General features: G+C 35.1%; 15 protein-coding genes. All 15 read right to left on the bottom strand.

Annotated elements, in window-relative coordinates; translation table 11 throughout:
- Nucleotides 1-5 precede the first annotated feature (5 nt).
- The 15 genes from C8C85_RS06780 to C8C85_RS06710 all read right to left on the bottom strand — a co-directional run bounded on the left by C8C85_RS06780 (nucleotide 6) and on the right by C8C85_RS06710 (nucleotide 13,704).
- Entirely contained in the window at nucleotides 6-1,376 is a 1,371-nt protein-coding gene (locus C8C85_RS06780; RefSeq protein ID WP_116796389.1) for an NADH-quinone oxidoreductase subunit N, read from the bottom strand.
- 19 nt (nucleotides 1,377-1,395) lie between these two features.
- Nucleotides 1,396-2,838, bottom strand: a complete 1,443-nt coding sequence (locus tag C8C85_RS06775; RefSeq protein WP_116796388.1) for a NuoM family protein — start codon at nucleotides 2,836-2,838, stop codon at nucleotides 1,396-1,398.
- A 91-nt stretch (nucleotides 2,839-2,929) separates the two neighbouring features.
- Entirely contained in the window at nucleotides 2,930-4,813 is a 1,884-nt protein-coding gene (gene nuoL / locus C8C85_RS06770) for an NADH-quinone oxidoreductase subunit L (protein ID WP_116798413.1), read from the bottom strand.
- 6 nt (nucleotides 4,814-4,819) lie between these two features.
- Nucleotides 4,820-5,140, bottom strand: coding sequence for an NADH-quinone oxidoreductase subunit NuoK (gene nuoK / locus C8C85_RS06765; protein WP_077377981.1), 321 nt, complete (start codon nucleotides 5,138-5,140; stop codon nucleotides 4,820-4,822).
- Nucleotides 5,140-5,649: an NADH-quinone oxidoreductase subunit J gene (locus C8C85_RS06760; RefSeq protein ID WP_116796387.1), complete on the bottom strand. Its 510-nt coding sequence runs from the start codon at nucleotides 5,647-5,649 to the stop codon at nucleotides 5,140-5,142. The genes nuoK and C8C85_RS06760 overlap by 1 nt, the downstream gene beginning before the upstream one ends.
- On the bottom strand, nucleotides 5,649-6,194 hold the full coding sequence (locus tag C8C85_RS06755) for a NuoI/complex I 23 kDa subunit family protein (RefSeq protein ID WP_116796386.1): 546 nt from the start codon (nucleotides 6,192-6,194) through the stop codon (nucleotides 5,649-5,651). Before C8C85_RS06755 ends, C8C85_RS06760 begins: the two co-directional genes overlap by 1 nt.
- A 124-nt stretch (nucleotides 6,195-6,318) precedes the next feature.
- The gene (gene nuoH, locus C8C85_RS06750; protein WP_116796385.1) at nucleotides 6,319-7,371 is read right to left on the bottom strand and encodes an NADH-quinone oxidoreductase subunit NuoH; all 1,053 of its coding nucleotides are present in this window, start codon (nucleotides 7,369-7,371) and stop codon (nucleotides 6,319-6,321) included.
- 3 nt (nucleotides 7,372-7,374) lie between these two features.
- A complete protein-coding gene (locus C8C85_RS06745; RefSeq protein WP_116796384.1) occupies nucleotides 7,375-8,406 on the bottom strand; it encodes a 2Fe-2S iron-sulfur cluster-binding protein in 1,032 nt (343 codons plus the stop codon).
- A gap of 75 nt (nucleotides 8,407-8,481) precedes the next feature.
- Nucleotides 8,482-9,849, bottom strand: coding sequence for an NADH-quinone oxidoreductase subunit NuoF (nuoF, locus tag C8C85_RS06740; protein ID WP_116796383.1), 1,368 nt, complete (start codon nucleotides 9,847-9,849; stop codon nucleotides 8,482-8,484).
- Between the two features lies 1 nt (nucleotide 9,850).
- On the bottom strand, nucleotides 9,851-10,381 hold the full coding sequence (locus C8C85_RS06735; protein WP_116796382.1) for a complex I 24 kDa subunit family protein: 531 nt from the start codon (nucleotides 10,379-10,381) through the stop codon (nucleotides 9,851-9,853).
- Between the two features lie 3 nt (nucleotides 10,382-10,384).
- Nucleotides 10,385-11,623 (bottom strand): NADH-quinone oxidoreductase subunit D, encoded by a 1,239-nt coding sequence (locus C8C85_RS06730; protein WP_116796381.1) that lies wholly within the window; start codon nucleotides 11,621-11,623, stop codon nucleotides 10,385-10,387.
- Nucleotides 11,624-11,646: 23 nt separating this feature from the next.
- Nucleotides 11,647-12,180: an NADH-quinone oxidoreductase subunit C gene (locus C8C85_RS06725; RefSeq protein ID WP_116796380.1), complete on the bottom strand. Its 534-nt coding sequence runs from the start codon at nucleotides 12,178-12,180 to the stop codon at nucleotides 11,647-11,649.
- Between the two features lie 5 nt (nucleotides 12,181-12,185).
- Entirely contained in the window at nucleotides 12,186-12,734 is a 549-nt protein-coding gene (locus C8C85_RS06720) for an NADH-quinone oxidoreductase subunit B (protein WP_116796379.1), read from the bottom strand.
- A 174-nt stretch (nucleotides 12,735-12,908) separates the two neighbouring features.
- Entirely contained in the window at nucleotides 12,909-13,274 is a 366-nt protein-coding gene (locus tag C8C85_RS06715; RefSeq protein WP_116796378.1) for an NADH-quinone oxidoreductase subunit A, read from the bottom strand.
- Between the two features lie 235 nt (nucleotides 13,275-13,509).
- On the bottom strand, nucleotides 13,510-13,704 hold the full coding sequence (locus C8C85_RS06710) for a cold-shock protein (protein ID WP_077378011.1): 195 nt from the start codon (nucleotides 13,702-13,704) through the stop codon (nucleotides 13,510-13,512).
- Between the last annotated feature and the right edge of the window lie 94 nt (nucleotides 13,705-13,798).

The raw sequence follows: 13,798 nt of genomic DNA, 5'->3' as shown, positions 1-13,798 counted from the left end.
AGAGCTTAAGCTAATAGATCTAAAACTAGTGAAGGAAACAATCCTATAATGATATTTAGAAGAATAGCAACAACGGCAACTGCATAAATCAAGAATGGTTGTCCTGTACGAGCTTCGTTTGGTTCTTTGGTGTACATTGCTAAAATCAATTTAAAGTAGTAACCAACGCTTATAATTGAGTTGATAACTGCAAATATAACCACGACTAAATATCCAGCTTGAATCGTTTGGCTAAACAAAACCAATTTGGCAAAGAAACCTGCAAAAATTGGAATACCTGCCATAGAAAGCAATGATCCGGTTAAAATAGCGGCCAACAATGGATTTGTTTTTCCTAAACCATGAAAGTTTACAATATCTTCGTTTTCTCTGTTTTTACATACATATAATATAACGCTGAAAGCAGCAATACCAGATAATGCATAAGCAGAAGTGTAATACAATAAGCTTCCTGCCGAAGTAGATAAACTCAGTAAGGTCATCAACATAAATCCGGCGTGTGAAACACCAGAGAAGGCCAGCATACGCTTCACATTGACTTGTCTTAACGCCATGATGTTACCAACTGTCATAGAAAGGATTGAAACAACAACTACCACAATTTGGAACGAGTAATTGATATCGGCATGCATACTTGACAATAATTTATAAAGTGTCGCAATTGCCACAACTTTTGCCAAAGTGCTCATTAATGCTGTAGTCAAAGTTGGAGAACCTTCATAAACATCAGGAGCCCAAAAATGAAATGGAACTGCAGCGATTTTAAATAGCATTCCTATTGTAACCAAAACAATTCCGATTGGAAACCAAATAGGAAGCTCAGCTGATTGGGACATATCGCTAATTTCAACGATGTCGAATGAGCCCATTGCTCCATAAATCATACAGATTCCAAATAAAATAATTCCTGAGGCAAAAGATCCCATCAAGAAGTATTTCATACCCGCTTCATTACTTTTTACATTAATTCTATTGCTTGCTGCAAGAACATACAGCGAGATTGATAATATTTCTATTCCTAAAAAGAACATGGCCAAATTTCCAAAAGAAACCATGGCAACAGCCCCAGACAATAAGAATATTTTAATGGCGATATAATCAGAAAGTTTGCTTTGGTGATTGTCATAGAAATTATGGCTCAATGCTACCAAAAAAATAGTCAGCACAATAAATAAACTTGAAAAAGAAACTGAAAATTTACTTACCGTAATCATATTATTATAGTAACTCGCAGGTGAGTTAAACTCAGAAACAGTAAGTCCTAGAATTGCTAATAATCCAATAATTGTTATTGGAATAATCGCTTTTCTAAAATCGAAGATTTCAAATATAAGGCATAAAACACCTAATCCTACTATAGCTATTAATGTTGTCATTTATATTATGCTTTTTTACTTAATTGTATTTATTAATAGTGTTTAAAATAGTCTCTAGACTTGGTGTTATCAAATCGTTGATTGGTTTTGGATACATTCCAAAGAAAAATAAAACCGCAATAATTAATACCATTGTCAAACCTTCAGAGAAAGTGATATCGGTAAAAAGTTTAGTGTTAGTTTCTCCAAGCATTACGTGTTGGAACATTTTCAACATATAATAAGCTCCCAAAATAATGGTTGTTCCACCCAAAATTGCAAACCAAATATTTATTTGAGAAAGGCTGTACAATACTGTAAATTCTCCAATAAAGTTAAAAGTTGTTGGTAAAGCCACAGAAGCCAATACCAAAATTAAAAACATAGAAGTGAATTTTGGTGATTGGTAACGAATACCTCCCATTTCTGAAATTGTTCTTGTTTCGTATCTTCTAAAAATGATTTCAGCGGCAAAAAACAATCCTACTACCACAAAGCCGTGTGCAATCATTTGTAAAACGGCTCCTCTAAAACCATCAAGGGTTAATGTATAAGTTCCGGCTGCAATTAATCCAACGTGAGCAAGGGAAGAATAAGCCAATAATTTTTTCAAGTCTTTTTGTCTTAGAGCAACAATAGAACCATAAATAACTCCTGCAATACCAACACCAATGAATATAAACATATATTCTTTAGCTGCTAACGGAGCCAAAGGCAATTGCCAACGGATAAGGCTGTACAATCCCATTTTTAGCATAATACCAGATAAAAGCATAGTTCCAAGAGTTGGAGCTTTTTGGTATACATTCGCTTGCCAAGTATGAAAAGGAATCAATGGAATCTTAATAGCATAAGCCAAGAAGAAAGCCGTAAAAATCCATTTTTGTTCATTTACCGTTAAGTCTAATTTATACAAATCCTCAATCAGGAAGCTTCCCGCTTTTTGATACATATAAACAAATGCAACAAGCATGAATAAAGAACCCGCAAGAGTATAGATAAAGAATTTAACCACTGCTTTTCTGCGTTCTTCGGCATCACCATTACCCCAAATCAAAGCGATAAAGTAGATTGGAATCAAAGATAATTCCCAAAAGATATAGTACAGTAGGCCATCACTTGCCAAGAAAGTTCCTGTCATGGCAAATGACATAAACAAAATTAGAGCATAAATCGCTTTTGCATTTTTGAAATTATTGCCAAATGAAGACAAGATTATAATGGGGGTCAAGGCAGTTGTCAATAAAATCATTGCCAATGACAAACCATCCGCTTTTAATGCAAATGAAACTTTAGGTAATGTAATCCATTGGCTGATGTAGCTAATGTTTTCACCTAAATTAAAATGATTTAACAAAACTATTGAGCAACCTGCAGCCGCTAATCCGAAAAACAATGCCACTTTTGAAGCGAGCTTGTCACCAGCTAAATAAGTTGCAAATGCGCCAACTAAAAGGATGATTAATATCAGAGATACATTCATTTGTAATTTTTTATTTTATTTTTTAAATGTCAAATGGAATAGACTTTTTTTAATTGTTTTTAAGTTTAAAAGCCTATTTCATAGTATATAATTATTGAGCTAGAAATAAAAATGAAACAATGGCACACATGCCTAAAACAAAAGCAAATAGGTATAGTCCAACACTTCCATTCTGCAATTTTTTACCTTGGTAACTAAGTTCACTAGTTACTTTGCCTAGTCCAAAAACTAGGGAAGAAATTCCTGTTTCCACATAGTCTCTAAAGAATTTTGACAAACTGTTTACTGGAGCTACAAATAATGAATCATATATTTCATCAACATAGTATTTGTTGTAAAGTACTTTTGATAATCCAGTAATTTCAGCATCCTCACTCGGAACTGTATTTTGTTTAATGTATTTAGCATAAGCAATTCCAATTCCAACTAATCCACCAACAACGGCAATTGCCATTAGAATGTATTCAGTTGTTCCCAATCCATGCTCTTCTGATGTTGCTTTCGCAAAAAGTGGAGCTAAATATTCATTCAACCAACTATTCCCAGGTAAACTAATCACACCTCCAATAGTAGCCAAAATTGCCAATACAATCAAAGGAAATGTTATTAAAGCAGGACTTTCATGTAAATGGTGTTTTTGTTCTTCAGTTCCTCTAAAATCATTGAAGAAAGTTAGGAACATCAAACGGAACATATAGAAAGCAGTCATTATAGAAGCAACAGAAGCAATAACCCAAAGTGGGATGTTATGATGGAATGCCGTCATCAAGATTTCATCCTTAGAAAAGAAACCTGAAAACAAAGGAACTCCCGAAATCGCTAAAGATGATATAAGCATTGTCCAAAATGTAATTGGCATGGCGCTTTTCAAACCACCCATCTTACGCATATCCTGTTCTCCATGCAATCCGTGAATCACAGATCCAGATCCAAGGAATAAGCAAGCTTTGAAGAAAGCGTGAGTGATTACGTGAAATATGGCTACTTCATAAGCACCGAAACCTAATGCCAAAAACATTAATCCCAATTGGGAAACGGTAGAGTAGGCGAGTACTTTTTTAATGTCATTTTGAACCAGACCAATAGTTGCGGCAACCAATGAAGTTACTCCTCCTATTACGGCAATTATAGTTTGTACTTCTGGTGTTAAGTCAAATAAGAAATGCATTCTTGATACCATAAAAATACCTGCAGTAACCATTGTTGCAGCATGTATCAATGCCGAAACAGGTGTAGGGCCTGCCATCGCATCAGGTAACCAAGTATATAAAGGAATTTGTGCTGATTTTCCACAAGCTCCAATAAACAATGCCAAAGCAGCAATGCTTAACCAAAGTGTATCAACATTTGAAGCTCCAGCGATAGCTGTTTTCAAAGTGGCAAAATCTAATGTAGAGAATAAACTACCTAAGATAAATATACCGATTAGCAATCCTAAATCCCCAATACGGTTCATGATAAAGGCTTTTTTCGCAGCATCGTTGTAATCTTGGTTTTTATACCAAAATCCAATTAATAAGTAAGAACAAAGTCCAACTCCTTCCCAACCAATGAACATCACCAATAAGTTGCTTCCAACTACAAGGGTAATCATAAAAAAGATAAAGAGATTCAAATATGCAAAGAACGAATGCATTTTTTCATCATCATGCATATAGCTGATGGAGTATAAATGAATCAACGAACCAATTCCAGTTACAAACAATAACCATAAAACAGATAATTGATCCAATAAAAATCCAAAACTAACATTGAAGTTACTAATTTGAATCCAATCAAATAATTGAATTGTGATAGCTTGTTTGGTTTGATTGATTTGCAGAAAAAAGGAAATGGTAACAATAAACGAAACAACTACTGAAAGTGTTCCGATGATTCCTGAAACAGATTTTCCTAAATTTTTCCCGAAGAAAACATTAATTAAAAATCCTAAAAAAGGAGTTAATAGTAAGACTAAAGCTAAATTGGTATCCATTGCCATTTATCCTTTTAAGTTTTTTAAATTATCGATGCTAATTGATCCAATATTTCTAAATATCGAAACTAATATGGCCAGTCCTACTGCAACTTCAGCCGCCGCTACCGCCATGGAGAAAAATACGAATACTTGTCCTTGTGCGTCTTGGTGGTAAGTTGAGAAAGCCACAAACAATAAGTTAACGGCATTCAACATGATTTCAATAGACATAAACACAATGATTGCATTTCGTCTGTATAAAACCCCAAAAATTCCAATACAAAATAGTGTTACACACAGGAAGATATAGTTCTCTATACCAATTTGAGTTAAAATATTGTTCATTATTTTTCTAATTTTTCTTTTTTAGACAATAATACAGATCCAATCATAGCTACCAATAACAAGATAGAAGCAAATTCAAAAGGCACCATGTATTCATTCAATAATGCTTTTCCAAGAACTTTTATCGATTGGTAATCCTCGCCCGTATAGTCATATTCTACAATAGGTTTGGAGTTAATGAAGATTTTTATCAAAACCAAACAAACCAAACAAAAGGAAACAATAGCACCTAACCTCGTAAATCTCGGTTTGTGTACTTCATCTGCTTCATTAAGATTCATCAACATTATGGTAAACAGTAATAAAATCATAATCGCTCCAGAATAGACAATAATGTGTACAATGGCCAAAAACTGAGCGTTCAATAATAAATAATGTCCTGCTATAGAGAAAAAACAAATCACTAAGTAAATAGCACTGTGTATTGGATTTCTACTAAAAATAGTTAAAAATGCTGTTAGCAATGTGATTGCAGACAATACGCAAAATAGAATAAGTACTGTTGACATTAGTTAGCGTTTTTAAGTTGAGTATTTTTCATAGCCATTTCTAGTGGCATAACCAGTTTGTCTTTTCCAAAAATGAAAGATTCCCTGTCATAACTAGCAGGAACCAATTCTTTGGAGATAGTCAAGTAAATAGCATCTTTTGGACAAGCTTCTTCACAAAGTCCACAAAAAATACATCTCAACATATTGATTTCATATATCTCGGCATATTTTTCTTCTCTGTACAAATGCATTTCATTCGCCTTGCGCTCTCCTGCTTTCATTGTAATGGCTTCAGCAGGGCAAGACAAAGCGCATAATCCGCACGCAGTACAGTTTTCTCTGCCTTGCTCATCGCGTTTCAACATATGCTGTCCACGATATACAGGACTCATCTCACGAACTTGTTCAGGATATTGAATCGTTGCTTTTTTTCTGAATAAATGCTTCAGCGTAATGATTAAACCTTTTACAATCGCAACCAGATACATGCGTTCCAAAAAAGTCATCTCCTTGTTGGAGACCATTTTTTTTCTTCCTGATAAGGATATAGTTTCTATTGACATTTTATATTTTTTATTTGTAGCTAATCCTGCTATCCGTTGCAATCTTTTATGTTTTAAAGAAAAACATAAAAGGATTTCCACTTCTATCAGGGCTAGTCCCCGTTAACATCGTGTTTTGGTTCTATTAAAATCCGAAATAAACAGCTATTTCACTTCTCAAAAGCACAACTCCAGTAATCATAATATTTACAATTGCAAGCGGAATCAAAATTCTCCATCCCAAATGCATCAATTGGTCATATCTAAATCTTGGTATCGTCCAACGAACCCACATGATAAAGAAAATAAAACCACATAATTTAATGAAAAGCGCAGCCATTCCTAATACATTGGCAATATTTACGCCCCAGTTTTCCAACACCCATCCCATTCCAGGATAATTGTAACCACCAAAAAACAAAACGGCCAAAATTGTAGAGGAAACAAACATATTTGCATATTCGGCAAATAAATAGAATCCCATTTTCATAGAGGAATATTCCGTGTGGTACCCACCAATTAATTCCGATTCACATTCCGCCAAATCAAAAGGAGTTCTGTTTAATTCCGCAAAAGAACAAATCAAGAAAATTAAAAAAGTAAGTGGCTGATACAATACATTCCAATGCCATTCCGATTGCTGTAATGAAATTTCTTTTAGGCTCAAAGTTCCTGTCATCATAATCAAAGCGATTATGGACAATCCCATCGCTACTTCATAAGAAACCATTTGCGAAGCAGCTCTAATAGCACTCATCAAAGAGAATTTGTTGTTAGAAGCCCATCCACCAATCATAATTCCATAAACTCCCAGAGAAACAACTCCAAAAACATACAATATGGCAACGTTTACATCAGTTGCCTGCAATAAAATATCTCTTCCGAATAAGTGTAATTTGTCTCCCCATGGAATAACGGCACTTGTCATCAAGGCTGTAGCCATCGCGATACCTGGTCCTACAAAAAATAAAAATTTATTAGGTGTGTTTGGTTCAAATTCTTCCTTCGAGAACAATTTCAAACCATCGGCAAGTGGTTGGAATAATCCCAATGGTCCAGCTCTGTTTGGCCCAATTCTGTCTTGCAACCAAGCAGCTACTTTACGTTCTGCCCATGTAGAATACATGGCCATTAGCATGGTAAGAGCAAAAACCACTACAATAACAACACTCTTTTCTATAATAAATGTACTTTCCATTTCTTAAGATTTTTGAGTGTTAGTGTCCAAAGGATTGGCGGCCATACTTATTTTTTTTCTGTCTTGATCTCTACCCAAAAGAATATTTTTCTCAGTAGCAATTTCTACTTTTTCTAATTTTTGAGTGTAGTTATTTTGATTGATAACCGAATCTTTTTCAAATTCACGTGGTCCTTCAATTACCCAGTCAGAAACTTCTTTTTTGTCAAAACGACAAGTGTTACAAATGAATTCTTCTACTTCATGAAACTCATCTTTGCGACCTGTAACACGTTGGATTTCGTTTCCAAACATCCAAACAGTTGTTTTTCCACAACATCCTGGTGTCGTACATTCTCTGTGCGCGTTATAAGGCTTGTTAAACCAAACTCTTGATTTGAATCTAAAAGTTTTATCAGTCAAAGCACCAACAGGACAAACATCAATCATATTTCCAGAAAACTCATTAGTTATGGCTTTTGAAATACAAGTGGAGATGTTAGCATGATCACCACGATCCATTACTCCATGAACACGATCGTCTGTCAATTGATCGGCTACTTGAACACATCTTTGACATAAAATACAACGATTCATGTGCAATTGAATGTTCGGACCGATGTCTTCTGGTTCAAAAGTTCTTTTTTCTTCAATAAAACGGGATGCTGATTTTCCGTGTTCGAAGCTTAAATTTTGCAAATCACATTCTCCTGCTTGATCACAAATTGGGCAATCTAATGGGTGATTGATTAACAAAAATTCTGTTACTGATTTTCTGGCTTCCTGAACTCTTGGAGATGCTTTACTGGCGATTTCCATTCCGTCTTGACAGCCTGTTACACAAGATGCCATCAATTTTGGCATAGGTCTTGGGTCAGCGTCACTACCTTTGGTTACATCCACTAAGCAACAACGGCATTTTCCACCGCTCCCTTTTAGTTTAGAATAATAGCACATCGCTGGCGGAACAACATCTCCACCAATCATACGCGCAGCCTGCAAGATCGTTGTTCCTGCTTCTACTTCAATTTCTTGACCGTCTATGGTTACTTTCATTATTATTTTTGTTTGAAAGTTTCAGGTTTAAAGTTTCAAGTTGCTAGAACTTTAAACTTTAAACTTTAAACATTTTTAAACTGTTTCTTTGCTTACTAAATGCTTCACTTTTTCAAAAGGTTCTGCAACAAAATGGTCTCTGTTTTTTATTTTTTCTGGGAAACGAATATGGTATTCAAACTCATCTCTAAAGTGACGAATCGCTGCTGCTACTGGCCAAGCTGCTGCATCACCAAGAGGACAAATTGTGTTTCCTTCTATTTTGCTTTGAATACTCAATAACAAGTCAATATCTTCTTCGCGTCCGTGTCCGTTTTCAATTCTATGCAATACTTTTTCCATCCAACCTGTACCTTCTCTACATGGAGTACATTGTCCACAACTTTCATGGTGGTAAAAACGAGAGAAATTCCAAGTATTACGAACAATACAAGAGGTGTCGTTGTAAACGATAAATCCTCCTGAACCCAACATTGATCCAGTGGCAAAACCACCATCACTTAAGGATTCGTAAGACATCAAACGATCTTCGCCTGCTGCAGTTTTATAAATTAAATGTGCCGGTAAAACAGGAACAGAACTTCCTCCAGGCACAAAAGCTTTCAATGGACGGTCAGAACTCATTCCACCAAGATATTCATCAGAGTTCATGAATTCATAAACACTTAATCCCAATTCAATTTCATAAACACCAGGGTTTTTGATATGCCCTGAAGCAGAGATTAATTTGGTTCCAGTAGATCTACCAATACCAATTTTGGCATAATCCGCACCTGAATTATTTACAATCCACGGCACAGCTGCGATAGTTTCTACGTTATTTACCACGGTTGGATTTGCCCAAAGTCCAGATACGGCTGGAAATGGTGGCTTAATACGAGGATTACCTCTTTTTCCTTCCAATGATTCGATCAAAGCAGTTTCTTCACCACAGATATAAGCTCCGGCACCACAATGAACATGTAATTCTAAATCAAATCCAGAACCTAATATATTTTTTCCTAAAAAACCAGCTGCTTTTGCCTCAGCAATGGCTCTTTCTAATATTTTGAAAACCCACATGTATTCTCCACGAATGTAGATATACGAAAGGTTTGCACCCAATGCATAACTTGAAGTAATCATTCCTTCAATCAATAAGTGAGGAATAAATTCCATCAAATAACGATCTTTGAATGTCCCTGGCTCAGACTCATCGGCGTTGCAAACCAAATGTCTTGGTTTTCCTGATTTTTTATCAATAAAACTCCATTTCATTCCGGCAGGGAAACCAGCACCACCACGACCGCGTAATCCTGAAGTTTTTACTTCTTCTACTACTTCGTCAGGAGTTAAGGTTTTTAAAGCTTTTTCTACCGAAGCATAACCACCATTTTGACGGTAAACTTCATAGGTTTTAATCCCAGGAATATTGATTTTATCTAATAATATTTTTTGTGACATCTTATTTATCGTGTAATATTATTTTATCCTCTTTACAATCGGCAATTAGTTGGTCGATTTTTGCTGCCGTCAAATGTTCTTTGTAAAAATCTCCCAATTGCATCATCGGAGCATAGCCACAAGCACCTAAACATTCAACTCCTCTTACTTCAAAAAGACCGTCAGCTGTAGGTTCTCCCACTTGAACGCCTAATTTTTCACAAGTATAATCCATTAAATCCTCAACACCGTTTAAGCAACAAGGCGAAGTTTGGCAAAACTCAAACATGTATTTGCCAATTGGTCTTTGATTATACATGGTGTAAAAAGTAACTACTTCATACACTTCTATAGGTTTGATTTGTAGAATTTCGGCAACTTTATCTTGTAATTCAATGCTCAACCAATTGTCGTGAGCATCTTGAACTTCGTGTAAAACGGGAAGTAAAGCTGATTTTCTTTTGTCTTCAGGATAATGACTGATTAATTCATTGATGCGGGACATCAATGCTTCTGTCATGTTTATTTCTTGTTTGTAATGTGTGTGTACCATAATTTATGCGTCTAATTCTCCAGCAATAACATTTAAACTTGATAAAATAACAATGGCATCAGATAACATTGAACCTTTAATCATGTCTGGATAGGCTTGATAATAAATAAAACAAGGTCTTCTGAAGTGTAATCTATAAGGAGTTCTGCTTCCGTCTGTAACCAAATAAAATCCTATTTCTCCATTTCCACCTTCAACAGGATGGTAAATTTCGGCAACTGGAACAGGAACTTCGCCCATCACAATTTTGAAATGGTATATCAAAGATTCCATACTGGTGTAAACATCTTCTTTTGGAGGAAGGTAATATTCAGGAACATCAGCGTGGTATTCATTTCCTTCCGGCATTTTATCCAATGCTTGACGGATAATGCTTAAACTTTCCCAAACTTCAGCATTTCGAACGCAAAAACGATCATATGTATCTCCCGATTTTCCTACTGGAACGATGAAATCAAAATCTTCGTATGAACTGTATGGTTGTGCAACACGTACATCGTAATCAATTCCGGCTGCACGTAAATTTGGACCTGTAAATCCATAAGCCATTGCTTTTTCTGCAGTTATGGCACCTACATTTACGGTACGGTCAATAAATATTCTATTTCTTTCGAACAAGTTTTCGAATTCTTTCCATGCAACTGGAAAATCTCTTAGGAAATCGTCTAGTTTTCTAAAGGCTTCTGGTGACCAATCTCTTTCGAATCCACCGATTCTTCCCATGTTGGTAGTAAGACGCGCTCCACAAATTTCTTCGTAGATTTCGTATACTTTTTCTCTAAATTGGAATACATAAAGGAAACCTGTATAAGCTCCAGTGTCCACACCCAGAATTGAATTACAGATCAAGTGGTCTGTAATACGAGCCAACTCCATTACAATAACTCTTAAATAATCAACTCTTTTAGGAACTTTGATGTCCAGAAGTTTTTCAAGGGTCATCCACCATCCCATATTGTTGATAGGTGATGAACAATAGTTCATTCTGTCAGTAAGTGGAGTGATTTGGTAAAAAGGACGATTTTCGGCAATTTTTTCAAAAGCTCTGTGGATGTAACCAATGGTTGGTTCTGCATCAAGAATTTTTTCACCATCCATCAACAAGATATTTTGAAAAATACCGTGCGTAGCAGGATGTGTAGGACCTAAATTCAGAATAGAAAGCTCGCTTCCGTCTTCATTGTGTCTCTCTTTGATTATTTTAGCATAGCGATGCTCTGGTGGTAATAATAGTTCTGACATTTATCTAATGTGAAAAATTATATTTATTTTTTTAGCTCTTGGTTGATTGTTGTTCTTCCAAAATACCTATCGTCTTTGTCGGTTCTTCCGCTGTCTTCCATCGGGAATTCTTTACGCATTGGGAAAGAAATCATCTCGTCCATGTTTAAAATGCGTTTTAATTGTGGATGTCCAATAAAATTGATTCCGAAGAAATCATAAGTTTCTCTTTCCATCCAATTGGCGCACAAAAAGATATTTGAAATACTTTTAATTTCCGGATTTGATCCATTTATGAATGCTTTAATTCGGATGCGTTTGTTTTCATACCAATTATGCAAATGATAAACTACAGCGAACTGTTTGTTTTCTTCATTGTCAGGATAATGTACCGCACATAAATCAGTCAAAAAGTGAAAACGCAAAGTAGGATCATTTTTTAAATAAAGAATTACAGCAGTTATAATGTCTGAATCCGCTTCAAATGCAAAAATGTCTCTATCTTGATTGAATCCTAAAACCTTTGAACCAAAAGTTTCTACTAATTTATCTTGAATTTCTGTTGTTTCTAAAGCCATTTTACTTATTGAATGTTATAAGATGCCAATAATTCTTGGTACTCTGGTGAACTTCTTCTTCTTACAGATTCGCTTTTTACTAAGTCTTGTAACCTCATAACCCCATCTACAATTTGTTCTGGACGAGGAGGGCAACCAGGAACGTACACGTCTACTGGAATTACCTTGTCAATTCCTTGTAATACAGAATAAGTATCAAAAATTCCTCCTGAACAAGCACAAGCTCCAACAGCAATAACCCATCTAGGTTCTGCCATTTGTTCGTACACTTGACGTAAAATCGGAGCCATTTTTTTTGAAATTGTTCCCATTACCAATAGCATGTCGGCTTGACGAGGTGAGAAACTCACTCTTTCAGAACCAAAACGGGCCAAATCATAATGCGAGGCCATTGTTGCCATAAATTCGATTCCGCAACATGAGGTTGCAAAAGGTAAAGGCCAAAGCGAATTGGCACGAGCTAATCCTACGACATCATTCAGTTTTGTAGCAAAGAATCCTTCACCAACAACACCTTCCGGAGGGGCTACCATATTTATTTTTGAATCGCTCATTTTAATTTTAGATTTTAGATTTTAGATTTCAGATTCTTTTGAATCGTAAATTAAAATCAACATTTTAAAAAATCAATTTTATTCTTTTAAAACACTAAATCTTAAATTTCAAGTCTTAAATTTCCTTAATTATTGAAAATCTAAAATCTAAAATCTAAAATCTGCATTCTTAATTTATTCCCACTCTAAAGCTTTCTTCTTGATGATATAGAAAAAACCAACCAAAAGAAGCATCATAAAGATAATCATTTTTAGCATTCCTTCAATTCCTAACTCTTTGAAGTTCACTGCCCAAGGATATAAAAATATCACCTCGACATCAAAAAGAACAAATAAAATAGCAACTAAGAAATATTTTACCGAAAAGGGAATTCTAGCATTTCCTACAGATTCGATACCACATTCGAAGTTTTTGTCTTTATTTTCCGATGATCTTTTTGGCCCAAGCTTGCCTGAAATTATGATGATAGCTATGACAAATCCTACAGCCAAAACAAGCTGCATGAAGACAGGGATATAGTTTAATTGTTCAGATTGCATAATTGTCAAATTTTGCTTTAAATTAAGCCACAAAGATAGCTTTAGTGTATTTAAAACACAAGTTTTGCAACGAATTTAGTGAGGACATTAACTTAATATAATCCTAATTTTTAATGATTATAAATAAAGACAATACCTGCTGTTTTTTGGGATAGGCGAAAAAAAAAAACGTTCCGAAACTAATCGGAACGTTTTTTAGACGCTTTTTGCAAAAAATATGTAACTATTTTTATGCTTAAAGAACTGCAACTTTAGCAGCAACTTTACCTTTTCTTCCTTCTTCCTCTTCATAGCTTACTCTGTCACCTTCGCGTAATTCTTCCGCGTTGATTCCTGATGCATGAACAAAAATGTCTTTTCCTGTTTCTTCGTCTGTAATGAATCCGTAACCTTTAGATTCATTGAAAAATTTAACTGTACCTGTACGCATTGTAATAGTAATAATAATTTATAATGAGGCAAATGTAATCTTTAATCTAATACGAAAATCATTCTCGCAATAATTTTTTTCTAAAATTATTGAT

Source organism: Flavobacterium sp. 103 (genome assembly GCF_003096795.1).
GTDB lineage: Bacteria > Bacteroidota > Bacteroidia > Flavobacteriales > Flavobacteriaceae > Flavobacterium.
This window is presented reverse-complemented; position numbering and strand designations above follow the sequence as displayed.

Coding starts and splice junctions, on each gene's coding strand:
- nuoH (WP_116796385.1), bottom strand. CDS start 7,371: ATGGAAAGTACATTTATTATAGAAAAGAGTGTTGTTATTGTAGTGGTT.
- C8C85_RS06725 (WP_116796380.1), bottom strand. CDS start 12,180: ATGGCTTTAGAAACAACAGAAATTCAAGATAAATTAGTAGAAACTTTT.
- C8C85_RS06755 (WP_116796386.1), bottom strand. CDS start 6,194: ATGTCAATAGAAACTATATCCTTATCAGGAAGAAAAAAAATGGTCTCC.
- C8C85_RS06730 (WP_116796381.1), bottom strand. CDS start 11,623: ATGTCAGAACTATTATTACCACCAGAGCATCGCTATGCTAAAATAATC.
- C8C85_RS06715 (WP_116796378.1), bottom strand. CDS start 13,274: ATGCAATCTGAACAATTAAACTATATCCCTGTCTTCATGCAGCTTGTT.
- C8C85_RS06780 (WP_116796389.1), bottom strand. CDS start 1,376: ATGACAACATTAATAGCTATAGTAGGATTAGGTGTTTTATGCCTTATA.
- C8C85_RS06775 (WP_116796388.1), bottom strand. CDS start 2,838: ATGAATGTATCTCTGATATTAATCATCCTTTTAGTTGGCGCATTTGCA.
- nuoK (WP_077377981.1), bottom strand. CDS start 5,140: ATGAACAATATTTTAACTCAAATTGGTATAGAGAACTATATCTTCCTG.
- C8C85_RS06760 (WP_116796387.1), bottom strand. CDS start 5,649: ATGTCAACAGTACTTATTCTATTTTGCGTATTGTCTGCAATCACATTG.
- C8C85_RS06735 (WP_116796382.1), bottom strand. CDS start 10,381: ATGGTACACACACATTACAAACAAGAAATAAACATGACAGAAGCATTG.
- nuoF (WP_116796383.1), bottom strand. CDS start 9,849: ATGTCACAAAAAATATTATTAGATAAAATCAATATTCCTGGGATTAAA.
- C8C85_RS06745 (WP_116796384.1), bottom strand. CDS start 8,406: ATGAAAGTAACCATAGACGGTCAAGAAATTGAAGTAGAAGCAGGAACA.
- nuoL (WP_116798413.1), bottom strand. CDS start 4,813: ATGGATACCAATTTAGCTTTAGTCTTACTATTAACTCCTTTTTTAGGA.
- C8C85_RS06720 (WP_116796379.1), bottom strand. CDS start 12,734: ATGAGCGATTCAAAAATAAATATGGTAGCCCCTCCGGAAGGTGTTGTT.
- C8C85_RS06710 (WP_077378011.1), bottom strand. CDS start 13,704: ATGCGTACAGGTACAGTTAAATTTTTCAATGAATCTAAAGGTTACGGA.